The organism is Cytophagia bacterium CHB2 (genome assembly GCA_030263535.1).
In the GTDB taxonomy this organism is placed as follows: domain Bacteria; phylum Zhuqueibacterota; class Zhuqueibacteria; order Zhuqueibacterales; family Zhuqueibacteraceae; genus Coneutiohabitans.
In genome coordinates, this window is record SZPB01000024.1 from 1 (window position 1) to 22,184 (window position 22,184).

Annotated in this window: 23 protein-coding genes; 1 reads left to right on the forward strand and 22 read right to left on the reverse strand. The window is 53.4% G+C overall.

Going from position 1 to position 22,184, the window contains the following annotated elements; translation table 11 throughout:
• From FBQ85_04340 to FBQ85_04425, 18 genes are all read right to left on the reverse strand, one after another.
• The coding region (locus FBQ85_04340) for a glycosyltransferase family 9 protein (protein ID MDL1874385.1) at positions 1-465 on the reverse strand (465 nt) is incomplete at its 3' end.
• A 90-nt stretch (positions 466-555) separates the two neighbouring features.
• A complete protein-coding gene (locus tag FBQ85_04345) occupies positions 556-1,671 on the reverse strand; it encodes a glycosyltransferase family 4 protein (GenBank protein ID MDL1874386.1) in 1,116 nt (371 codons plus the stop codon).
• Complete coding sequence (locus FBQ85_04350; GenBank protein MDL1874387.1) at positions 1,649-2,755, reverse strand: glycosyltransferase; 1,107 nt, start codon at positions 2,753-2,755, stop codon at positions 1,649-1,651. The genes FBQ85_04345 and FBQ85_04350 overlap by 23 nt, the downstream gene beginning before the upstream one ends.
• 13 nt (positions 2,756-2,768) lie before the next feature.
• Positions 2,769-3,119 carry a hypothetical protein gene (locus tag FBQ85_04355; GenBank protein ID MDL1874388.1) on the reverse strand — a complete coding sequence of 117 codons (351 nt, stop codon included), beginning with the start codon at positions 3,117-3,119 and terminating at the stop codon, positions 2,769-2,771.
• Positions 3,120-3,207: 88 nt separating this feature from the next.
• A complete protein-coding gene (locus FBQ85_04360; protein ID MDL1874389.1) occupies positions 3,208-3,675 on the reverse strand; it encodes a nucleotidyltransferase domain-containing protein in 468 nt (155 codons plus the stop codon).
• A 202-nt stretch (positions 3,676-3,877) separates the two neighbouring features.
• Entirely contained in the window at positions 3,878-4,885 is a 1,008-nt protein-coding gene (locus FBQ85_04365; protein MDL1874390.1) for a GNAT family N-acetyltransferase, read from the reverse strand.
• Entirely contained in the window at positions 4,882-5,802 is a 921-nt protein-coding gene (argF, locus tag FBQ85_04370; protein ID MDL1874391.1) for an ornithine carbamoyltransferase, read from the reverse strand. Before argF ends, FBQ85_04365 begins: the two co-directional genes overlap by 4 nt.
• 20 nt (positions 5,803-5,822) lie before the next feature.
• Positions 5,823-7,223 (reverse strand): ATP-dependent protease ATPase subunit HslU, encoded by a 1,401-nt coding sequence (gene hslU / locus FBQ85_04375; protein ID MDL1874392.1) that lies wholly within the window; start codon positions 7,221-7,223, stop codon positions 5,823-5,825.
• A 34-nt stretch (positions 7,224-7,257) separates the two neighbouring features.
• Entirely contained in the window at positions 7,258-7,791 is a 534-nt protein-coding gene (gene hslV, locus FBQ85_04380) for an ATP-dependent protease subunit HslV (GenBank protein ID MDL1874393.1), read from the reverse strand.
• A 141-nt stretch (positions 7,792-7,932) separates the two neighbouring features.
• Complete coding sequence (gene rpoN / locus FBQ85_04385; GenBank protein ID MDL1874394.1) at positions 7,933-9,402, reverse strand: RNA polymerase factor sigma-54; 1,470 nt, start codon at positions 9,400-9,402, stop codon at positions 7,933-7,935.
• Between the two features lie 25 nt (positions 9,403-9,427).
• A complete protein-coding gene (lptB, locus tag FBQ85_04390) occupies positions 9,428-10,150 on the reverse strand; it encodes an LPS export ABC transporter ATP-binding protein (protein MDL1874395.1) in 723 nt (240 codons plus the stop codon).
• Between the two features lie 42 nt (positions 10,151-10,192).
• A complete protein-coding gene (locus FBQ85_04395; protein ID MDL1874396.1) occupies positions 10,193-11,404 on the reverse strand; it encodes a hypothetical protein in 1,212 nt (403 codons plus the stop codon).
• Positions 11,405-11,419: 15 nt separating this feature from the next.
• Positions 11,420-11,968, reverse strand: a complete 549-nt coding sequence (gene lptC / locus FBQ85_04400; protein ID MDL1874397.1) for an LPS export ABC transporter periplasmic protein LptC — start codon at positions 11,966-11,968, stop codon at positions 11,420-11,422.
• 63 nt (positions 11,969-12,031) lie between these two features.
• Positions 12,032-12,940 carry a hypothetical protein gene (locus FBQ85_04405; protein ID MDL1874398.1) on the reverse strand — a complete coding sequence of 303 codons (909 nt, stop codon included), beginning with the start codon at positions 12,938-12,940 and terminating at the stop codon, positions 12,032-12,034.
• 124 nt (positions 12,941-13,064) lie between these two features.
• Complete coding sequence (locus tag FBQ85_04410) at positions 13,065-14,030, reverse strand: KpsF/GutQ family sugar-phosphate isomerase (protein MDL1874399.1); 966 nt, start codon at positions 14,028-14,030, stop codon at positions 13,065-13,067.
• A gap of 148 nt (positions 14,031-14,178) precedes the next feature.
• Positions 14,179-15,009: a 3-deoxy-8-phosphooctulonate synthase gene (locus tag FBQ85_04415; GenBank protein ID MDL1874400.1), complete on the reverse strand. Its 831-nt coding sequence runs from the start codon at positions 15,007-15,009 to the stop codon at positions 14,179-14,181.
• Between the two features lie 68 nt (positions 15,010-15,077).
• Entirely contained in the window at positions 15,078-15,323 is a 246-nt protein-coding gene (locus FBQ85_04420) for a DUF4926 domain-containing protein (GenBank protein ID MDL1874401.1), read from the reverse strand.
• A 15-nt stretch (positions 15,324-15,338) separates the two neighbouring features.
• The gene (locus tag FBQ85_04425) at positions 15,339-15,674 is read right to left on the reverse strand and encodes a hypothetical protein (GenBank protein ID MDL1874402.1); all 336 of its coding nucleotides are present in this window, start codon (positions 15,672-15,674) and stop codon (positions 15,339-15,341) included.
• A gap of 19 nt (positions 15,675-15,693) precedes the next feature.
• On the opposite strand from FBQ85_04425, the gene FBQ85_04430 reads away from it, so the two are divergent.
• Positions 15,694-16,011 (forward strand): hypothetical protein, encoded by a 318-nt coding sequence (locus tag FBQ85_04430; protein ID MDL1874403.1) that lies wholly within the window; start codon positions 15,694-15,696, stop codon positions 16,009-16,011.
• Between the two features lie 3 nt (positions 16,012-16,014).
• Here FBQ85_04430 and FBQ85_04435 read toward each other — a convergent pair whose 3' ends face one another.
• The 4 genes from FBQ85_04435 to FBQ85_04450 form a co-directional block, all read right to left on the reverse strand.
• The gene (locus tag FBQ85_04435; protein ID MDL1874404.1) at positions 16,015-17,649 is read right to left on the reverse strand and encodes a CTP synthase; all 1,635 of its coding nucleotides are present in this window, start codon (positions 17,647-17,649) and stop codon (positions 16,015-16,017) included.
• A gap of 116 nt (positions 17,650-17,765) precedes the next feature.
• Positions 17,766-18,524, reverse strand: a complete 759-nt coding sequence (gene kdsB / locus FBQ85_04440; protein MDL1874405.1) for a 3-deoxy-manno-octulosonate cytidylyltransferase — start codon at positions 18,522-18,524, stop codon at positions 17,766-17,768.
• Between the two features lie 48 nt (positions 18,525-18,572).
• On the reverse strand, positions 18,573-18,860 hold the full coding sequence (gene gatC, locus FBQ85_04445; GenBank protein ID MDL1874406.1) for an Asp-tRNA(Asn)/Glu-tRNA(Gln) amidotransferase subunit GatC: 288 nt from the start codon (positions 18,858-18,860) through the stop codon (positions 18,573-18,575).
• 575 nt (positions 18,861-19,435) lie between these two features.
• On the reverse strand, positions 19,436-22,045 hold the full coding sequence (locus FBQ85_04450; protein MDL1874407.1) for a hypothetical protein: 2,610 nt from the start codon (positions 22,043-22,045) through the stop codon (positions 19,436-19,438).
• Positions 22,046-22,184 lie beyond the last annotated feature (139 nt).

The window sequence follows — 22,184 nt, forward strand, 5'->3', positions numbered from 1 at the left end:
CGCGAGAATATCGCTGGTCAGCGAATGCGAAACCGTGTTGAGCACAATCGTCAAATCCCATCCGCGACGAAGCTGCCTCCAAAACTGCCAAAGCTTGCGCGGCGTCCAATTCCAGCCATGTTCTTCAAAGGTCAAAACTTCGTCAATATACGGATTGTGAGCTGCAACACCGGCGGTATACTGCCGCACCAGCACGCCGATATGCGCATGCGGAAACCGTTCCCGCAGCGCACGCAACACCGGCGTGGCCAGCAAAAAATCGCCGAGATAATCGTGCTGCCGAATCACGAGAATACGGCGAATCGCGGCCGGATCAACCATTGCCGGTGTGATCACCTCACGCACAAAAATCCGCTCTAAAACCGCGAGGCCGCGGCGTTTGAAAAATTGCTCGAAACGGTTCCACCAATGCAAAAGAATTTTCTCCGGATCTCTAAAATTCAAACGAAGGGATTGCTTTGCCACCAAGGCTCATGTTGTGAAGCTGTATTCTATACTGCTATAATTCGATAAGTGTTTGCGCCAAAAAAAATGAAGCAGGCGAGTCGAAGTTGATCACCGGTTTCGCCGCCATGTTTTTCGTTTGGCGTGCTGCTCAAATAGGGTTTCGATTTTTTGCATCATGGTGTTCAGCGAAAAATACTTTTCAGCGCGGGCGCGCGCCGCGAGACCGAAGGCACGGCGCCTTGTTTGATCTTGCAGCAATTCGCAAACGCGCGCCGCCAATGCGGCTGCATCGCCGGGTGGCACCAGGAAACCGGTGCGACCCTCGTCCACGATTTCCGGCATGCTGCTGACAGCGGTTGTCACAACGGGTTTGGCAGCCGCCATGGCTTCGATGAGCACAATGCCAAACCCCTCCCAAAAGGAGGGCAATAGCAAGAGATCAATGGCAGACATCACCGCCGGGACATCATTCAAGAAACCGGAGAGCCGTATGCGATCTTCCCAGCCGTGCCTGCGGATTTCGCTTTCGATCATTTCGCGCAATGGCCCTTCGCCAACGATGACGAGCCGCGCTTGTGGCACACGCCGAACAATCGCTTCGAAGGAAGAGAGCAGAACAGAGATGCCTTTGCGCTCGTCAAGCTGGCCAACGAAACCGAGCAGGGGCGCGCCATTTTGAATGCCCCAGTTTTGCCGCATCTGTTCGCCGTTCGCATGTGAGAAATCTTGCAAGTCGACGCCGTTATAAACGACGCTGATGCGCTTCTCATCGAGCCAGGGCGCGTTACGCAGCAGCGCGTTTTTGGTGGCCTGTGAATTCGCGATGACGTGCGTGGCCAGCACGTTGTAGGCGAAGCGATAGCGCCAGCGATTTTTGAGAGGATAATCGATGCCGCGGCGCGGAATAATGGCCGGCACGCCTGCCAGGCGGGCAGCCAGGCCGCCCAGCCGCAGCTCTTTGTCCATGTTGGTGAGCACAACATCAATGTTCTCGCGCGCCATGAAATGCGCAAGTTGTGCAATAGTTATGGGATCAAAATCGCTGCGAAAAGAGACGGTCTTGAGCGGTATGCCGTGCGCGTTGGCGCGTTCCGCGAGTTCGGTTTGCGGGCGGCAACAGAGCCAAACGTGATGCCCGGACTGTTGTAAGGCGCGCAGCGTGCGCAGCATCCACACCTCGCCGCCGCCGAACATGCGAATGCTATTGATGAACAAGAGGCGCATGCCGCTTCTCGTGCAAAAGATGATGGATTCGGTGAACCACTTGCTCGGCGCCGTGATTTGCCTGCGCCCACGCGCGGCCTTTTTGTCCCAGACGCGCACGCGCTTCGTGATCGCGGCAAAGCCAGCGCAATTTTTCCTGGATGTTCTGCGCCGTGATTTCGACCAAACCGTGATCGGGATAATTGTCGTTGAAATGCGGCATCAAGCTCGAGCAGGTGCACACGCCAAGCGCCAGCGCTTCGATCGCGTTGACACCATAGCCCAGGTCGCCGAGATTGTCGATAAAAATATCACAACGGGCCTTGCGCTGAATGGCTTCCGCATGCGGCAAGCCTTCGATGAGTTCGATTTTAATTTTGAACTCTGCTGACAGGCTTTGCAATGCCGCGATAATCAGATCACTTCCCTTGGCCTGGCGATTGGTCGGCGCATGCCCGATGATGATGTGCTCCGAATGCGCTGGCGGCCGCATGTGAAAACGCTCGAATTCAAACGGAAAAAAAATATGTGTGAGCGCCGGATAAAGATCGAGATGATCGAATTCCAATGTCAAACGCAGATTCGCGCAATCGTCGATCGGCGGCACAATGCCGCGCGTGCGCAAATCGGATCCGGTGTAAAGACAAACGATTTGTTTGCCGCGCCGCTGCAACTCTTGCACGAGACGGCCGTCGCGATAAAACTCCAGGCCGCCCTCGAGTTGATAGAGGTCGAAATCCCAAAAATCGACCTCGCGCAGAGTCTTTTGAATTTTCGGTGTCCACCACCATTCGCGAAACTGCACCAGCCATTTTTCCGGATGCGAATGCGGCTGCCAGGTGGGCGGTTTTGCCCGGGTTGCGCGGCGCTGGTTGTTCACTTGCAATCGCGCCGGGCTTGAAAAAATCTTTTTAGCCCAGCGCACCCCAATGAAATCCAAAAATGGCAGCTCCAGGCAAACATCTTCCTCATAGCCGCGCGGATCACGCGCGAGTGTGATCAATCGGCTGTCAAAGCCCAGGCGGCGCTCGGCGCGCACAAAGGTGATGGGCACGCCCGAAGTGTTGAAAGGCGCAAGGTGCAGAATACGGTGGATGGCCGGCATGTTGTTTTTAAGACTATTTTACGGCAGGCGGAGCGGGGTAATAAAAACCATAGAATCGTTCTGCGACCGTCAAACATTGTTGCATGATAGCTACTGCTTTTTGGGCATCTTCCTCGGTAAAAAGCGACCACGGGTCACGATAGTTTTCCTCATCACCATAGTCCGTCATAAAATGTTCTTCAAAACCGAGTTGATCGAAGACGCTTAAAGCAGCGTTGAACTCATCACGCAAGGCAGAGGCGACGCGATTTGCTTGCACCAACTGACGAAGTTTGATGGCTGGATTATGCGTTCGCTCGACCGGCTCGAACAAAGCAATAATCGCCTTGCCGGCATTTTCAACCGAGAGCTGCGCATTGTCCACACACGAACGCCAACGTTACAGCTTTAGATCTTGTTCTGCCTCTTGTCGAAAGCCTTTTGCCAAACGCAGTCGATAGGCAGCGTCATTTTCAGAGCTCACGATAACCTTCCCAGGTAATTTCCCAAGGACCTTTAGGCGGGGTTTTCCATTCCCAGCTCAGCTCATGTTCAAGCTTTTTTCTTTCCAACCCGGCCTGCCGAATAATCGCCTGAATGTGCTGCAGTTTACGGCTCATGTAATCACCGGTGTCGTAAAGCACGACGCCATCCAGGCCCAAATCAAGATACAGCGAAGGAAAGCCGCGTTCGAATTCTTCCAGTGTGCGCGCGGTTATGGCAATCTTTTCTTCAAATTTTGCAGCAATAGCGCGGCGTACAAAAAGAAGGCGCTCCAAAGGCCGCTCCGGGAGATTTCTGGCCAAGAGAAAGATATCATAATCGCTATCCGGCCTCGCGTCACCGCGAGCGCGCGAGCCAAAGAGAATGAGGGCGACGAGATCATCGCCTAGATATTGGCGAAAGCAGGAGACCAGTTGCTGTTGAGAATAAAATAGCATCGCACTGTGCAAAAATTTTTTGCAAATCTAATGATCCGAGGTACAAAATGCCAAGAAAAAAACGGAGTTTAGAACCAATACCGTTCACTTAGTAGCCCTGCCCCCCTTGTGGGCACCGCAGGAAGATTGAAATTATTTGCGTTAGCATCGGCCCACAAGGGACCGGGACTACGAACGAAATGTTAAGTGAACGGTATTGAGTTTAGAACTCTAACCTCATGCGATCCCGGAAGGCGGCCTGTGCACCGGCGGCTTGGCGAAAATCAACCAGCCCCCAATTGATCTCTCCTCGCAGCGTTGAGGTGCCGAAATCAAAATAAACCAGGTCCTGCTCGGCGCACCATTGCGCTGCTTCATAGCATAGCAAATTAACCGGACGGTATTGTTGATACTCAGCAAGCTGGCTGATGTAAAACGCCAACGCTGTCTGGGCATTGCAGATGAACAATAATATGCCGGCAATCATTTTGTCTTGCACATAAGCCGCAAACAAACGCACACGCTCTGGCAAACGTTGCTTAAGGTCGAACAACTCCTTCAACGTATGCACGGGTGAAGTCTTGTGTTTATCCTGTAGATTCTTTTCGATGATGTGATAGAATTGCGGCAAATCATCACATTCCCGCACGGTGGTTACGCCCAGTTGCCGGGCGCGACGAATCTTACGATTAAATTCTGCTGAAAAAAATTCAGTGAAATTCTGGTTAAACGAGCGGAGATCGAGAAAATGGGTTAGCTCACGCTGATGATAACGAAAACCTGCACGATATAATAAAAACTCCAACTCTTGCGAAGCGTGTGAAAAATAAATGTGAGGTGGAAGGGTAAGCTCAATTGCCGAATACTGCTGACTGCGACTGTAAGCGAGGAGTTGGCCAATGAGGTGTTCGAGTTCGCGCATCGTTATTTCCAGCGTTGTAACCAGGCCGCCGAACGAAGCGCCGGGATGCGATCGCAACAGCTCGGTCGCCTCGACGCGGAGATTTGTCGCTGGAAAGACGGCTAACAGTTTTTCTTTCTTGAAAAACAATAATGATGCGTCTGTAAAGCGATCGGGCGGGTGATAAGCTAAAAAGGCACGTGTATGAAACAACGTGCCTTGGTTGGATTGCGCAACAAAGTCATCCCAGAGCTGCCGATACTTTTCTTCATAAGGAACAACGTCAATCAAGGCTTCGGCGGCGCGGGGCGGCTGAAACGCTGCACTCATGACTGTTTGCCCATGAGCGTGACGAGTATCGCTTTTTGAATGTGCAACCGGTTTTCCGCCTGCTCGAAAATGATCGAGGCCGGGCTTTCCATGACGTCATGCGTGACTTCCTCGCCGCGATGCGCGGGCAGGCAGTGCATGAACTTTGCGCCCGGTTTGGCCTTTGCCATGAGCCTGCCATCGATCAAATAGTTTTTGAAAACGTTCTTGCGTTCTTCTGCTTCCGCCTCTTGTCCCATGCTCGCCCACACGTCGGTGTAGAGAACATCTGCGCCCTGCGCAGCAACCGCGGGATCGCGCACGATCTCAATGCGGCCAACATTTGCCCGGCGCGCACGCGCCACAATCTCAGCATTGGGCTCATACCCCTCGGGGCAGGCAATGCGAAAGGTGAATGGAATCTTGGTCGCCATGTTGATCCAGGAATTGGCGACATTGTTGCCGTCGCCGATGTAGGCCACCACGAGATCGTCAAAGCTGCCGCGCTGCTCGAGTATCGTCAACATGTCGCCCACGATCTGGCAGGGATGCAGAAGATCCGTCAAACCGTTGATCACAGGCACGCTGGCGTATTTTGCCAGCTCGACAATGTGTTCATGGTCGAACAAACGCGCCATCATGCCGTCGACATAGCGCGAGAGCACGCGCGCAACATCGGCAATGGCTTCGCGCTTGCCCAGGCCGATTTCACTGGGCGAGAGATAAAGCGCATGGCCGCCAAGCTGAAACATGCCCACTTCAAACGAAATGCGCGTGCGCGTCGAGGGCTTCATGAAAATCATGCCAAGCGTTTTGCCTTGCAGATAGGGATGCGGTTCGCCGGCTTCTTGTTTGGCCTTCAACTCTTTTGCGAGATCCCAAAGCGCCCAAATTTCTTTCGGCGTGAAATCGGCAATGCTCAGAAAATCTTTTTTCATACGCCATTCCTCGAAGAAAGCTATAAAATATAGCGGCTCAAATCGACGTCTTCAGTAATTTCCTTCAGCGTGGTGCGCACCTGGTCTGCCGTAATTGTGATCTTATCGGTCTTTTTATCCGGCACCTCGAAGAGAATCTCTTCCAACAACGCGCTCAATACCGTATGCAAACGCCGCGCGCCGATATTCTCCGTTTTTTCGTTTACCCGAAACGCGGTTTCCGCAATTTCTTTGATGGCGCTCTTGTCGAATTCAAGCTCGACGCCTTCGGTTGCCAGCATGGCAATGTACTGTTTGATCAGCGCGTTTTTGGGTTCGGTGAGAATGCGCACAAAATCTTCGGCCGTCAGATTATTCAACTCGACGCGAATCGGAAAACGGCCTTGCAACTCGGGAATCAAATCCGAAGGCTTCGACACGTGAAACGCGCCGCTGGCAATGAATAGCACATGATCCGTTTTCACCATGCCGTACTTCGTGAACACATTGGTGCCTTCTACCACCGGCAACAAATCACGTTGCACGCCCTCGCGCGAAACATCGGGGCCGGCGGTGTTCTTGACACCCGCGATTTTGTCGATTTCATCAAGGAAAACGATGCCACTGTTTTCCACGCGTGAGATGGCTTCCTTCACCACTTGATCCATGTCGATCAGCTTGCCGGCTTCCTCCTGGGTGAGGTGAACACGCGCCTCGGCTACGGTCATTTTGCGGCGCTTCACTTTCTTGGGCAACATATTGCCCACCAAATCTTGCAGGTTGATGCCCAACTCTTCGACGCCGATGGGCGTAATGACTTGCATCATGGGCATGTTGTCGGCCGAGACATCCAGCTCAACCAGGCGTTCTTCGAGTTTTCCGCTCAAGAGCTGGTCGCGGAATTTTTCGCGCGTCCGCTGGCGGCGTTGTTCGGCCTCATTTTCCGTTTCGTCATCGCTGTCAGGGGCGGCATCATCATTTAGGTCGTTGATTTCGCGCGCCGGCGCCGCTTTTTTGCGCGTCCGGGTATTGGGAATCAACAAATCGAGCAGGCGCTCATTCGCCAATTTTTCCGCTTGTTCCTGCACTGCCGCCGTTTTTTCGGAACGCACCATGGCAACGGAGAGATCCGTCAAATCACGAATCATGGATTCGACGTCGCGGCCAACATAGCCGACTTCGGTGAATTTGGAAGCCTCGACTTTAATGAACGGCGCTTTTGCCAGACGCGAGAGCCGCCGCGCGATTTCAGTTTTACCCACGCCGGTAGGCCCGATGAGTATGATGTTGTTCGGCATGATTTCTTCGCGCAGATTTTCCGGAACATGCTGCCGGCGCCAGCGATTGCGCAATGCGATTGCCACCGAACGTTTGGCCTTATCCTGCCCGATAATGTATTTGTCCAACTCGAGCACGATTTGTCGTGGCGTTAGTTTTTCCATCTCGTCCACTGCTGCTTTTTCTCCGAATAGTAGTTTATCCATAATTAAGTTCTTCGATCATGAGGTTTTTGTTGGTGTAGATGCAAATATCCGCCGCAATGTTCATCGCCTCCTCGACGATTTGCCGTGCCGAGAGATTCGAATAGCGCGCCAGCGCGCGCGCGGAGGCCATGGCATAACCGCCGCCCGAGCCGATTGCGATGATGCCGTCATCCGGTTCGATGACATCGCCGGTGCCGGAAATGACAAAGGTTTTTTCCTTGTCCATCACAACAAGCTGTGCTTCAAGGCGACGCAAATAGCGATCGGTACGCCATTCTTTCGCCAATTCGACGGCGGAACGGCTGAGATTGCCGCGAAACTTGTCCAGGCGCTCTTCGAATTTTTCAAACAGTGCGAAGGCATCGGCAGCGGCGCCGGCAAAGCCGACCAGCACGGAATCCTTGTATAAACGTCGAATTTTTTTGGCGCTCATTTTCAAGACAGTATCGCCATAGGTGACCTGGCCGTCGCCGGCAAGCGCACAACTATTTTTGTGGCGCACGCCCAGAATCGTCGTGGCGTGAATCGGTGGAAACATGTGGAGCCTTTGGATAAAATACAACAACCATGAATTGTAAATGTTGTTTATGCCTCATACGCCTGCACGTCCCGGGATTGGACATCGCAAGCAGCGCGTGCGGATGAGAATTGCAGCAAACTTATGTGTTCAAATCTTGCGGCGCAGGCGCGAAACCGGGATCATCATTTGTTCGCGGTATTTTGCCACGGTGCGCCGCGCAACGTTGAAATTTTCCTTTTTGAGGATGTTGGCGATGGTTTGATCATTCAACGGTTTGTGGGGCGACTCGGCATTGATGATCTCTTGAATCCGCTGCTTGATACGGCGGTTGGACACCTCATCACCGTCATCCGAGCGCAGCCCCTCGCTGAAAAAATACTTCAATTCGAAAACGCCGTGCTCGGTTTGCACGTATTTGCCGTTGGTCACGCGCGAGACGGTGGAAATATCCATGCCGATTTCATCGGCAATATCTTTCAGGATCATCGGCTTGATGTATTGCTTGCCATGCTCGAAAAAGTCGCGCTGCTTCTGCACAATCGCCTCCATCACGCGCAGAATCGTGAGCCGCCGCTGATGAATCGAGTTGATCAGCCAACGCGCCGACTCCAGCCGTTTTTTCACGAACTCGCGCGCCTCGCGCGCCTGCTGGCGGTTCTTGGCGTTCTTCAGCAAAATGTCCTTGTAGCGATTGTTGATGCGCAGATGCGGCACGTTGGAATCGTGCTGAATGATGCGAAATTCGTCGCCGTCACGATCGACCGTTAAATCCGGCACGATGGCGTTATCCTGCGCGGAGAAATAGCCCTCGCCGGGCTTGGGGTTGAGCTGGGTGATTTCATCCATCGCGGCCTTGATGTCATCCAGGCTGATCTCGAGCTTCTTTGCGATTTTTTCGAAACGCTTGTTGGTAAAATCATCGAAACAGGTTTTGATGATTTTAATCGCCAGCTCGTGGCGCGGGTTTTTCTCTTCAAGCTGAATCAACAGGCACTCTTGCAGGGTGCGCGCCGCAATGCCGACCGGATCGAAACGTTGAATCACCCGCAACACTTTTTCCACTTTTTCGATGGTCATGCCGAGATTCTGCGTGATCAATTCCACGGAGCACGCCAGATAGCCGTCCTCATTGATGTTCCATATGATGTATTCCCCGATGGTGATTTCCTCGTCATCCAGGCGCTGCATGTGCAATTGGGTGAGCAGATGCTCCGGCAGAGTTTCTTGCGAAGCTTCTTGCTGTTCGTACACTTCGACGCTGTTGTCGCGCGGGGCCCGGTATTCGTAGTTCTCCTCGTCGCCGAGAATGGCCTCCCAATCAACGTCATCCTTCTCCGGATTTTCCTTCTCGCCTTCTTCGTTGATATTGACTTCTGCCAGCGCTTCTTCGCGCGGTTCTTCTTCTTTTTGCTCCAGCTCGATTTCAATCTCGTCTTCCTGTTCCTGCTCGGTTTCCATCTCCATTTCATCCACGACTTCGAGCAAGGGATTTTGTTCGATCTCCATGCGCAGCTTTTGTTCGAGCATGATCGTCGGCAATTGCAGCAGAGAGGACAGCAATACCTGCTGCGGCGACTGCCGGAGCTGTTGACTCAGTTTTTGCGATAAATTCAGCATGTCGAATGCATCTCCGAAGTTCCTTTCATCTATCCAGACGAAACTTGTCTCCTAAATACAGCTTGCGCGCCTCCGGGTCGTTGGCGAGATACTCGGTCGTGCCGGATTTCAGCACGGTTCCTTCATACAACAAATACGCACGATCGGTGATCGACAGGGTTTCGTGTACATTGTGATCTGTGATCAGCACGCCGATGCCGCGTTGTTTCAAGCCGCGCACGATTTCCTGAATGTCTTCCACCGCAATGGGATCGACGCCGGCAAACGGCTCATCCAGCAAAATAAATTTGGGGTTCGTCACCAACGCGCGCGTAATCTCGACGCGGCGGCGCTCACCGCCCGAGAGCGTGTAGGCGTAATTTTTGGCGAGATGCGAGATCGCCAATTCTTCCAATAATTCAGATAACCGCTGGCGCCGCTCGCGCTGCGACATGGGGCGCGTCTCGAGTATCGCCAGAATGTTCTGCTCGACTGTGAGCCGGCGAAAGATGCTGGGCTCTTGCGACAGATAGCCGACGCCAAGCTGGGCGCGGCGATACATCGGCATGGCCGTTACTTCAACGTCCTCGAGAAATATCTTTCCTTCGGTCGGCCGGATCATGCCGGTGATCATATAAAACGTCGTCGTCTTGCCCGCGCCATTCGGGCCCAACAGGCCGACAATCTCGCCTTGCTTGACCTCGATCGAGACCTGGTTGACGACGCGCCGTTTGTTATAGATTTTGACTAGACGTTCGGAACGCAGCATGTTATAATTTTCATATGCCAAGGCCGGCGCTGTCAGACGACTTCAATTGCCGGCTTTTTTATTTTGCCCGGGCGCAGCGCTGCCGGGAACCGCCGAAAACACCGGCTCATATCTGCCATTCGAGGTGCCGGGATTGCTCTGCACCAACACACGTTTCAGTTCTTTGTTTTCCACAAAGAGAGTGATACGATCACCCTGCACGCGGTTTGTGCCCTTTTCTTTGCCGTCTTCGACGACATAATACACACTTGTTGCCGTTTCTTCAACAACTACTTGATCGGCTTGCTCGTTTTTGAAGTGCGTGGTAATCGTGCCGCCGGAAAGGGCATTGATGCGCTGTCCGCTGCGCACCGAATCGATTGCCGAGGTGGCCGTGGCGTTCCCAGAAACGACGGATTTCACCAGTTTCTGATCGTCGTTAAAAAATAATTCAATTGTTTCGCCTTTGGTTTCCTCGTCTTCGCGCCAGGCGACTGGCTCGCGCCTAAGCTCCAGACGCTTTTCATCACGAAAATATTCCGCTTCGCCGCATGTGGCGCGTGTTTCTTGTCGCGTTATCTCAACCTTGTCGGTAACTTTGGCGCGGCTGCCTCCGCCAAACATTTCGATCATGTCGCCGGTGATGCGCATGTTCTCCTCGCCCAGGGAATCCAGCTCGACCAGCACCGGCGTGATCGTGGCTTTGGCATATTCATCGCGGCGGCGATATTCGGCTCTGCCGCAGGTGAGCCGCACGCGCTTGTCACGCTGCGTCATGATCACTTCCCGCTCGGCAATGACCAGGCTGTCGCGTTCAAAGTATGTGACTTTGTGGGCGGTCAATTCGCTGGACTCGTCATTCATGATGACATTGCCAATGGCTTCCTGCACGCGGCGATCTTCGAAATAATTTACGCGTGCGGCGCGCAAGCGTTTCTTGCCCTCCTGCACCTCAACATTCCCGAGCAACTCGACGAGATTGCGTTCGGGAATCCGGCGGGCGCGATCGCAAACGATCTCCAAGCTGTCTTGCACGAATTTGACATTGCCGATCAGCTCCGTCACGGAAAAGCCGCCCTCGCTCACGGAGCGCCCGGAATCGGCGTGTACCAATTGCAAGCGGCCTGGTTGCGTTTGTGCAAAACCTCCTGACGTGCCGCCCAGCAACAGCAGCAGGCAGCCCAGAGAAAAGCATCTCATCCGCAACAACCGTTTGCGACAAATACTGCTGGCGCTGCAAAGGTGTTGCGAATTGTCAGAAGCTCGTGTAAACATGTTCTTCGCGCTGTGTTACCGATTCGGCAAATTCAATTTTTTCTTGCTCACGCCTGACGGCTGCCGAATCGACCATTCTTTCATGGTGGCGTCGGATTCAAAGCCTTTGCCATAAAGGGAATCGCCTTTGGCCGTGGTGATGGTGACAAACTCGTCGCTCACAATTTTTTCACGCTGATTCAGCCAGCGTAATTTTTCGGTGCGCAGCGTCGTGCCGCTGTCAGACACGACAATGACGTTACCCAGGGCTTCGACATCGTTGTTGTTCTCGTACAAAATGCCGCGTTCCGAAGTAAGCTTGGAAGAATGCTCGCCCTTTTTGCCGTAAAAATCAACCACGACACCTTCATCAAACAAAACGCGATGCTCTTTCGCGTATTTTGCCATATGGCCGTATTGCACGATGGCAGCCACGCGGCCCGCGCTTGTGACCGTGACTTTGCTATTCCAGCCTTCTTGTTCCGGCCCGTCAAATCCTTTTGAGGTGCTGGCCGTTTGCGGAGAGGATTGACAACCGGCCAGCAAAAGCGTGAAGGCGGCTGGCAACAATACGTTTTTTTTCATTGCAATGATATTCTAAAAAATTGCCGGTTACCGGCTGCCCACGAAGCCGTGCAGGCACAGGCCTCAAACCGGCATTTTCGTTTTCCAGCGTTCATGCATCCACACCCATTGCTCGGGGTGGGCGCGGATAAAACTTTCCACGGCTTTTGAACATCGTTCCACATTTGCAACGCGATCGGCCCGCGCATCACCGGTTTGTTGCAATGGAATCTCCGGCCGGATTTCGACGGTGTGTGAGTAATCGTCATTCATCCAGATCGCGAGCGGCACGATCGGAGCTTGGGTACGCCCGGCAAAAATCACGGGACCGACGGGCGTGTAAGCCGGCTGGCCAAAAAAGTCAACAAACTCGCCTTCGACGCGCGTATCTTGATCAATCAAAATGCCCAACACGCCGCCGGATTTCAGCCAGCGCAACATTTCGCGCGCGGCGCCCGCATGCCGTGGAATGTTGTGATAACCCGCGAGTTTGCGCTCGGCCACCAGAATTTCATCAAGACGCGGATCATAAAGCGCTGTGCCCACCACGGCAAGCGAAAAATGTTGCGCAATGAAGGCCGCCATCAACTCCCAACAACCGAGATGGCCGGTGATGCAAATCGCGCCCTTGCCTTTGGCCAGCGCCGCCTCGAGATGCTCGCGGCCAACGAATGTCACGCAACGGCCGAGGCCATCGTGCAGCAACCGGCGCAGGCGCATGGCCTCGGCGGCATTGCGGCCCAACGCGCGAAAACAGGATTTCGCCAAGCTTACAATCTCAGCTTCACGAAGGTTTTTGCCAAACGCCAGGCGCAAATGCCGCAGCGTTTTTTCACGTTCTTTGCGCAGCACATGAAAAGCGAAAAGTCCCAAGCGATCAAAGAACAACAGCGCGGCTCGTCGCGGCAACCGGTGCATCAGCCACAGCAAAACTCGAATGAACCAATAAATCGCGCCATTTTTGAGGCGTTTCCCAAGCGGCTTCTGGCTCATGGCGATGCTCAAGATGGCAGTGAGATGTTGAAGTGTTGCCTTGCTGCAGATTTGCCATCCGAATTATTCATAATCACGAAGTCTTCGGTCATATTCGAACGGAATTTCCCGTTCATGCTTCTCGTCAAGCAATCCCCGCCTTCAGTAAATCGTGCAAATGCACCATGCCCACCGGGCGATGCTCGGCGTCGACAATGATCATCTGCATAATGTCATGCTCCTCCATGATCTCCAGTACTTTTGCGGCGAGCGTGCCGGCGTGTACGGATTTCGGATCGGGCGTCATGAGCTGCCGCGCTGCCAGATCATGCACGTCTTGTTTGCGCCGCAACAGCCGCCGTAAATCGCCGTCGGTTATTATGCCGGCGAGTTTGCCATTTTCATCTACGACACACGTTGCGCCAAAGCGTTTGCTGGTGATTTCCAAAATGACTTCATCCAGAGAAGCCGCGAGGCCTACCGCCGCAACACGATCACCGGTATACATGACATCATCGATCCGCAACAGCAGCTTGCGCCCCAATGTTCCGCCCGGATGGCGCAGCGCAAAATCGTCTTGTGTGAAGTGGCGCTTTTCTAGCAAGGCGACCGCCAGCGCGTCGCCGAGTGCGAGTGTGGCCGTGGTGCTTGCGGTCGGCGCAAGATCGTGCGGGCAGGCTTCGCGTTTCACACTGATATCTAAGATTACCTCCGCACGCTCCGCAATCGGCGAATGCGGATTGGCGGTCATGACGATGAGAGGAATCTCAAGCCGCTTGAATAACGAGATGAGCAAGTAGAACTCGTGGGTCGTGCCGCTTTTGGAAATGCAAATTACGACATCTCCGGGCATCACCATGCCGAGGTCGCCGTGCGCCGCTTCCGCGGGATGCACGAACATCGCGGCTGTGCCGGTGCTGGACAACGTCGCCGCAATTTTTTGGGCAATAATGCCGCTTTTGCCGATGCCCGAAACGATCACCCGGCCTTTGCAGTCAAAGAGCAAGTTTACTGCCCGTTCGAAGTTGGCGTCGATGCGGCTTTCGAGGGCAGCCACGGCTTCGGCCTCGATGCGGATCACTTCGCGAGCGATATTCAGAAAGGATGACATGAACAATCAAGGATTCGCGCCATTCTGTTGGAATCAGGCGGTATGCAAGCACGGGTTTGAACCGGATATTTTCTCACCGTTTGTGTAGGTGAGAACGCGTTACACTTTGCGCGCCTGCAAAATGCCCGGGGAATGGCTGTAATTATTTTCACCAAAATTTTCGCGAGGCTTCTGCGATCGTCTTTGCCTGTTCCAGCAGCGCTTCGAGCTTGTCAAGCGGCCACTGGCTTGCGGCATCGCATTTGGCTTCTGAAACATTGGGATGCGCTTCAATGAACAGTGCATCACAGCCCGCGGCCACACCGGCGCGCGTGAGCGCCGGCACGAACTGCGGTTTGCCGCCGCGCGGATCCGACGAGGGCAGGCCATACACGCGCACCGAATGCGTGGGATCAAACATCACCGGATAGCCGAGATTGCGCATGGTCACGAGCGCACGCATATCGACCACCAGATTGTGATAACCAAAACAAGCGCCGCGCTCAGTGAGAATCATCTTGGTATTGCCCGCGCGCTCGATTTTTTGAATGACATTACGCATATCGCCGGGGTCGAGAAACTGGCCTTTCTTCACATTGACCACGCGCCCGGTTTTCGCCACAGCGAGCGTGAGCGTCGTTTGCATGCATAGATACGCTGGAATCTGAATCACATCCAAAACTTCGGCGCAGGCTTCGGCGTCGTGCGCATCGTGAATATCCGACAAGACGGGAACGTGAAACTGCTCTTTGATCTTGCGCAGCAGCGCGAGTCCCGCTTTCAAGCCCGGTCCTTGATAACTCAATTCTGAGGAGCGATTGTCTTTAAGATAAGAGGACTTGAAAATCAACGGGAAGCCGAGCTTCTCTGCAATGGCGCAAATGCGCTCGGCGGCCGTCATCATGGTTTTCTCGTCTTCGATCACACACGGCCCGCAAATCAGGGCCATGGGGTGATCACCGCCGATTTTGATTTTGCCGATGTCGATGGTGCGAGTCATAGGATTCGAAGGAATTTATTCATTCAGCACCTCTCAAATACTGCGCCGGATAAGCAACAAATTTTCAGTTAGACCAAAACGGTTTCCTTCTCTGAATTGCCGTTGACCGGGTCGTAACGTAAAACCATAATTTGATCCGGCCGCAGGCCGATCGACTCGAACATGCGGCCCTCACGATCACAAAATTCAACTTCAAAAGCATTCCCCTCGGCAAGAATCTCAACGACGGTACCGACTTGCCCTCGCCGTAAATTGTATTCGGGCAGGTCTGCCGTCAGTGCGACCACGTCGAGCAATTTGATCGTGTCCGTCATGAATCACCTCTCAATTCATAAAGGGTAGCATGTCGTCAATTTTGGGATATCCTTGCCATGTTCAATAATCCATCCGCTTCGCACCATCGCACGCCGACCACGCCATTCAATCATAAAGTCCAACAGGTACCGTTGGCCGTAGCGATCACGTCGTCCCAACCGCGCATCTTCGTGCGTCGCAATCACGCGCAATAATATGTCGCGTAAATCCTTAGCATCGCTAGCAGTCATACCCAATGCTGCTGCGAATAGACGCGCTTTATGTTTGCCTTCGTCGTGATTTGGATTGAGGCAGTAATCGCGCAATTTTCGAGTGTCGATTGTCGCGCGTTCCGCATTCGGAATTTTCATTCACTCTTGAGTTTCGAATATGACTTTTCGTCCTCGATCACACAGGCTCGCAAATCAGCGCCATGGGGTGTTCACCGCCGATTTTGAGCTTGCCGACTTCAACGACTCGCGTCATTTTGTTTCTCTTTTTATTATGCTTTTAAAGTTTACATCATCTCAAGGAACCGGGTTGCGGGGCTGCTATCACTTGCATTCAAATCTTGATGCTGCAATTGCGCAAATGATGGTTGTACAGGTTCTGGCTGCGACGCTACGATTTTTCAATCGCGTCCAAAAGCGTCAGAAGATTCAGCCTATCTTTCTCAGACCTAGATCGCCTCTTTCAAAAGGTGGCTGAGCCTTACTTCATGGCAAACTCCAATGCCGCACGCACGAAATCCCGAAACAGCGGATGCGGTCTGAGCGCGCGCGAGCGCAACTCGGGATGAAATTGCACGCCCACGAACCACGGATGATTTTCCAATTCCATAATTTCGACGAGCTTAGTTTCGGGGTTGATGCCGCTCACTTTATAGCCCCGTTCCTGCACTTGCGGCAAGTAACGATTGTTCACTTCCCAGCGATGGCGATGGCGTTCATAAATAACCGATTCGCGGTATGCTGCATGCGCGCGTGTGCCGGCCTTGAGCTCGCAGCGATAGGCGCCCAAGCGCATCGTGCCGCCCATCTGCTTGATGTTGACCTGCGTCTCCATTTTGTCGATCACGGGATGAGGAGTTTGTTCCTCGAACTCCGTGCTGTTGGCCTGCAAGCCGCACACATTGCGACTGAACTCGATCACCGCGCACTGCATACCGAGACAAATGCCCAAAAACGGAACCTTTTGCTCGCGCGCCGTTTGAATCATTTTGATTTTGCCTTCGACGCCGCGGCTGCCGAAGCCGGGTAAAACCACCAGGCCGTGCATGTTCTTGAATTCCGGCGGCACGCCATTCTGCTCGACTTTTTCGGTGTCGATCCAATGCAATTCCACATGCGCGTCATTCGCCACCCCGGCGTGCACAAAGGCTTCGGAGATGCTTTTATAAGAATCTTTCAGGCCGACATATTTCCCGCACATGGCGATGTTGACCGTGTACCGGGGATTTTTGATCTTATCCACAAGCTGCCGCCAGGCTTCGAGATCGACGCGGCGACTCGCGCCGCTTTCGCCGTGATGAAGCTGCAAGCGTTGCTCGATGATGTTGCCCAAGCCCTGCTCTTCGAAGATCAGCGGAATTTCATAAATCGAGGAAACATCGCAGGCTTCGATGACGCATTCTGCCGGCATATTGCAGAACAAGCCGATTTTCTTGCGCAAGTCGTAAGACAGATGGCCTTCCAGGCGGCACAACAAAATGTCCGGTTGGATGCCGATCTCGCGCAGTTTCATCACGGAGTGCTGCGTCGGCTTCGTCTTCAGCTCGCCCGAGGCGCGAATGTACGGCACCAGCGTCAAATGAATGTTGAGACAATCCTCCACGCCGGTTTCCAGGCGAAACTGCCGAATCGTTTCTAGAAACGGCAGGCTTTCAATATCGCCGACGGTGCCGCCGACTTCCGTAATCACGACATCGTAAACGCCGTTTCCGCGGGCAACATCCACGATGCGATTCTTGATTTCATCCGTGATGTGCGGAATGACCTGCACCGTGTTCCCGAGATAGTCGCCATGGCGTTCTTTCGTGATCACGGTGTAATAAATCTGGCCGGTGGTGGCGTTGTTCTTCCGCGACATGTCCAGGTCGATGAAGCGCTCATAATGGCCAAGATCCAAATCGGTTTCCGCGCCATCGTTGGTGACGAACACTTCGCCGTGCTGATAGGGACTCATCGTGCCGGGATCGATATTGATGTAAGGATCCAGCTTGAGCATCGACACGCTGAGTCCTCGCGCTTTCAGCAAAACGCCGATGGCCGCCGAGGCTACACCTTTCCCCAAAGCCGAAACCACTCCGCCGGTGATGAAGATGTACTTGGTGTTCTTGTTCGGCATCACACTTTCTTTCCTGGTTTCAAGATCCGATGGTTTAACGGCTTTTGGTTGTTCACGAGCAGAGAGGCAATTCCCTGCTCAACTGCTTATCCTGACGAAAACGAAACGGCCGAAGGTTATCTTTTCGCGCCTCCCAGGCTGCGTTGCACGGCCTCGAGATCTGCGGGCGTGTCGACGCTTTTGCCTTCATACTCGGTGCGCGCCACGTGAATTTTAACGCCACGCTCGAGCAGGCGCAATTGCTCAAGACGTTCGACGCGCTCGAGGTGGCCGGGCGGCCATTTCACAAATTTCATCAATAACTCATGGCGAAAAACATAAATACCGATGTGCTTGAGATATTGATGGGATTCCAGCCATGCTTTGCCGGATTGCGCGTCGCGGCAAAACGGAATGGGCGAGCGTGAGAAATAGAGCGCCGTGTGATCTTGCGCGAGCACGACTTTCACCGTGTTGGGATCGTGCAATTCCTCGGCGCGCGCAATCGGGCACGCCAGCGTGCTGAATTCTGCATTGCCGTCGCTGAGAGTCACGCTGACCGCCAAATCAATTGCGGCGGGATCGATCATCGGCTCGTCGCCTTGAATGTTCACCACGAGATCGGGCGCCGGCCGTATCGTGCTTGCGACTTCCGCAATGCGATCACTGCCGCTCGCATGATCCTTGCTCGTCATGACGGCGCGGCCGCCGAAGCTTGCAACGGCTTCCGCGATGCGATCGTCATCCGTCGCGACGCACAACTCATGCAACGTGGCGGATTGGCTCGCACGTTCGTACACCCATTGAATCATCGGGCGATCCAACAAGGCCGCCAACGGCTTGCCCGGAAATCGCGTCGAAGCAAAGCGCGCCGGAATAACTCCTAATACCTTCATGCACAATCCTGATCAACGATCGTTTGAATCTGTCACGCTCGATTTCTTTCAGCCAATGACTTTGGGCACGCTGAAATATCCCATTTTTTGCGCCGGCGCATTTTGCAAAATATCTTGCGCGGTGTTCTCTTGCTCCACTTTATCGGCGCGAAAAACGTTGTACAAATCCAGCACATGGGAGGTGGCCGGGACGTCCGTGACGTCAAGCTCTTTAAGTTGCTCCATGTAGCCGACAATGGCATCCAACTCTTGCGCGATCTTCGGCAACTCCTCTTCTTCGAACCGGAGCTTTGCCAGCTTTGCCAGATGTTTTACTTCATCAATCGTGATTGCCATTTCAATATGCCGATTGTTGCAATGAATTAAGAATTGGCGCAACCTTTGCTAAACAACAGCGCACTAATTTAATATTAGCCGCGTCATTGTCAAGTTTTAATCCCGACTTAATGGCATGAGTTTTGTTCTTTATTGAATTTAAGCAAAGTGTTTAAGAACTTTTACAGGCGGGGAACGAAAAGATTGGAGAGAGGAGTTGCAGCATCGGAAGAAGAGCGGTGCTTTGTTACCTCAACATATGCTTCCCTCTTCGCCCTGTCATTCGGCAAGCATTTTGTGAAGTACTCGCTAGTTGGCTTCGAACTTCATAAGATCCGCAGGGGATGATTTTTCAACAGAATACTTCTACAGATTAAGGTAACAGCCTACACCGATTCTCAGACAAGCTGAAAATCGAAGCTCCTCGAGCAGCTTTGTGGATTTCGCCCACAAAAGTTGAACTCCCACAAAAAAAGCAAAAGCCTTTTCGGTGGGATTTCATTTTAGTGGGCGAAACACTTTCAGAATTTTATTCTAACTTTGAAAAGCTAATCGCCTACAGTGTTGTCGTTATGGCTAAACCGTAGCGGAACATTTCAAAACGAAAAACCTCCACCGGCTGTGATCAGTTTGCCTTCGGAAGAATTTCCCGCGCCAATCGCGAACGTGAAGATGCGATAGATTGGCGCGAACCATATGCCGCCGCCCAGGCTCGTGTGCAAATCTTTCCAATCACTAAATTCGTCTTCATTCAGCCAGACGCGGCCGGCATCTCCAAAGAAAAAGACGCCGAAGTCCGTGGGAAAAACCACTTTCGTGCGAAACAGAAACACGCGCATCTCCGCGCTGCCATAAGCCGAAGCTTCGCCGCCAAAGCGCTCACGCCGAAAGCCTCGCAACGTGCCGTTGCCGCCGAGATACGCCGCCTCATAATAAGGAAAAGCGCCCCAGATTTTTTCACCGCCGGCGCGCAGAGCGAATGTGACCAGTTTTACGGGCGAGACATAAAGCCGGGCCTCCGCGAAGCTTTTGGTAAAGGAACTGTCATTGTCAAACGCTTTGGGGAAATGCGCTACCCCAGCGCCCAGATAAACACCTTTGGACGTGGCGACCGGAAGATCGCGCAAGTCAACTTCAATGCGGCCGCTCAGTTCGAGCAAAGATGCCGCCTCGACGCCGTAAGGCCGGCTTTGTTCGATAAACGTATTGTCTTCGAAATCAGTGTTGAGATACTTGAACGCGCCGGCGGCGGCGATATGCGTGCGCGGACTCACATCAAAGCGCAGGGAAGGTTTGAACATGAATTCATGCGAGCGGACGCGATAGAAATCGACCAGGTCGTTTGCGCCGGCAATGCTTTGCGAGCGCGGCGCCTGATTGCCCAGCCCGTGAAAGTTGCGCACTTCGCGCGGCACCGCGGCATTGGCTTCGACGCCGAGCCGCACGCCGTTGAATACCTCTACAAAATCGCCGGTGTAGCGCACGCGAAATGCGCCGGTGGCAAAGGCAAAATTGCCGCGGAATGTCATCTTGTAATCATAGGGATTTTTTCGGAAGGCATAGTGATACAGCGCCTGGCCGTGTCCAATAAACAAACCATCATCCGGTGTATACGCCAGAAATGGAATCGGCTTGCCTTCGAATCCATAATCCGGCTTCAGCGGTTTGTCCTCATGGCGATTCACAAGCGAATCGACTTTGCCGAGCCGCAATTGGGTATTGCGGCCTTTGATGATCTGCGTGTTCGCTGCGACGTCGTAGACAACGGTTTTGCCTTTTGACTGATCGATAATTTCATCTTCCCCTTTGCCGCCGATGATGCGCACCGCGATGCTTTTGCGCGCGTTGCCGCTGAGCACGACTTTGTCCTTGCCGCCCATCATGAACAGACGAACCTCGCGCGTCTCCGCGCGTTTGAAGGTTCGGCGATACAGCAAATCATCTTTCTTTTCGCCGGTGTCCTTGTCATACTTGAAAATCTTTATCGTCATCGTCTCATCGCTATCGCGATGGACTTCGGCATACTCCGGCGTGTCGCTCATTTTGATTTCGACATATTTTGCGAGATGAAGATAATACCGGTGTGCGGCTTCCTTCATGTAATCGCGGCGCTGTTTGAGTTTGCTCTCCAGTGCGGGGCCGCTGATCTGGTAGACCGGCTCGGGCAGTTGGCGCGCGGCATGCTCGATGACGGAATCGGTCAAACTCGCAACAAACTGGTTTGCAACGTTATGAAATTCTTCGCCGTTAAGCCGGGGCAAAAACTTACGATCGGTATGGCGACCGGAATAGGTCAAACTCACGATATCGGGCTTGTTCTTGGCGAAATTTTCAAGCTGCTTGACCACGTAGCGTTGTTCGGCAAACGACGGAAATAAACCGTCCAGCTTGGCAAAGGCCTGATCGCGATCGCGCGGAATCGGCTGCCAGATTTTTTTCTTGCCTTCTTCGAAGCGCGCCCAGCGCCATTGATCGGGATGGCGATCCCAGTCGCCCAGATAAATATCCAGCAAACGCGCGCGCAAATAGGCTTGCGCATCGACAAAATCATCGTTGTCTTCCTGCAGCTCAAGAAACAAATCATCCGAGCCGACAATTTTTTTCGAGCCGGCAAAACCGGCTTGCCCGTTGGGGCCGTCTTCCGGGCGTTCTTCGATAAAGCCGAGCATGTTTGCGAATTCCTCGCGGAATTCACCCAGGCGCGGATCGTCCGGCATGATGACAAGAATGGGATTGGCGTGCAACACGCCTACGGCATTTGCAATGGCAGGCACGACGAGCGCGGCATAGGGATGTGCGCTGCTGATTTGATCCTGCACAATATCTTCCGCAACCGTCTCGCGCAACTCGGGCGGCAGCGTTGCGCCGGGATTTTTATCCAGCGAACGAAACGCAAACTCGCGGCCATCGCCGGCATCAAACCGTAGCGACTTGGTTTGCATACCGCCGCCTTTTTTCGTGGGCGTCAGACCGCCGGCAAACGTATTCAGATCAAGTTTTGGCACGTTTATCGGAGTCGACCACACGTCACGATAATGCGCGCCGAAGAAAAACTTGTGCAAGCCGCCGCGTTGGTAGCGGCTGCCCGGCACACGTACTTCCGTGCTTGGATCGGAAGAAACAGCAGCATCTTGTTGGGCATTTGCCGCGTGATGCGACAAAATCATGCTGAGCAGGAGCAGGGTTGTCACAAAATAGCGTGGCATCTTGAGCCTTTCAATTCTGGGAAAAGGAGAACCGCTTGTTTTGTTGATTTATGTATTCTGCAATCGCCGCTGGTTTCTTCAAAAAATGGAATTGCAATGCCCCGGTCGTGCTTGATCAAGTTCAGCCAATGGGAAAGAA

Excerpts from the sequence above, each read along its gene's own strand:
- FBQ85_04345 (MDL1874386.1), bottom strand. The coding sequence starts at position 1,671 with ATGCGCCTCTTGTTCATCAATAGCATTCGCATGTTCGGCGGCGGCGAG.
- FBQ85_04350 (MDL1874387.1), bottom strand. The coding sequence starts at position 2,755 with ATGCCGGCCATCCACCGTATTCTGCACCTTGCGCCTTTCAACACTTCG.
- FBQ85_04360 (MDL1874389.1), bottom strand. The coding sequence starts at position 3,675 with ATGCTATTTTATTCTCAACAGCAACTGGTCTCCTGCTTTCGCCAATAT.
- FBQ85_04365 (MDL1874390.1), bottom strand. The coding sequence starts at position 4,885 with ATGAGTGCAGCGTTTCAGCCGCCCCGCGCCGCCGAAGCCTTGATTGAC.
- argF (MDL1874391.1), bottom strand. The coding sequence starts at position 5,802 with ATGAAAAAAGATTTTCTGAGCATTGCCGATTTCACGCCGAAAGAAATT.
- hslU (MDL1874392.1), bottom strand. The coding sequence starts at position 7,223 with ATGGAAAAACTAACGCCACGACAAATCGTGCTCGAGTTGGACAAATAC.
- rpoN (MDL1874394.1), bottom strand. The coding sequence starts at position 9,402 with ATGCTGAATTTATCGCAAAAACTGAGTCAACAGCTCCGGCAGTCGCCG.
- lptB (MDL1874395.1), bottom strand. The coding sequence starts at position 10,150 with ATGCTGCGTTCCGAACGTCTAGTCAAAATCTATAACAAACGGCGCGTC.
- FBQ85_04395 (MDL1874396.1), bottom strand. The coding sequence starts at position 11,404 with ATGTTTACACGAGCTTCTGACAATTCGCAACACCTTTGCAGCGCCAGC.
- lptC (MDL1874397.1), bottom strand. The coding sequence starts at position 11,968 with ATGAAAAAAAACGTATTGTTGCCAGCCGCCTTCACGCTTTTGCTGGCC.
- FBQ85_04405 (MDL1874398.1), bottom strand. The coding sequence starts at position 12,940 with ATGAGCCAGAAGCCGCTTGGGAAACGCCTCAAAAATGGCGCGATTTAT.
- FBQ85_04410 (MDL1874399.1), bottom strand. The coding sequence starts at position 14,030 with ATGTCATCCTTTCTGAATATCGCTCGCGAAGTGATCCGCATCGAGGCC.
- FBQ85_04415 (MDL1874400.1), bottom strand. The coding sequence starts at position 15,009 with ATGACTCGCACCATCGACATCGGCAAAATCAAAATCGGCGGTGATCAC.
- FBQ85_04420 (MDL1874401.1), bottom strand. The coding sequence starts at position 15,323 with ATGACGGACACGATCAAATTGCTCGACGTGGTCGCACTGACGGCAGAC.
- FBQ85_04425 (MDL1874402.1), bottom strand. The coding sequence starts at position 15,674 with ATGAAAATTCCGAATGCGGAACGCGCGACAATCGACACTCGAAAATTG.
- FBQ85_04430 (MDL1874403.1), top strand. The coding sequence starts at position 15,694 with ATGACTTTTCGTCCTCGATCACACAGGCTCGCAAATCAGCGCCATGGG.
- FBQ85_04435 (MDL1874404.1), bottom strand. The coding sequence starts at position 17,649 with ATGCCGAACAAGAACACCAAGTACATCTTCATCACCGGCGGAGTGGTT.
- kdsB (MDL1874405.1), bottom strand. The coding sequence starts at position 18,524 with ATGAAGGTATTAGGAGTTATTCCGGCGCGCTTTGCTTCGACGCGATTT.
- gatC (MDL1874406.1), bottom strand. The coding sequence starts at position 18,860 with ATGGCAATCACGATTGATGAAGTAAAACATCTGGCAAAGCTGGCAAAG.
- FBQ85_04450 (MDL1874407.1), bottom strand. The coding sequence starts at position 22,045 with ATGCCACGCTATTTTGTGACAACCCTGCTCCTGCTCAGCATGATTTTG.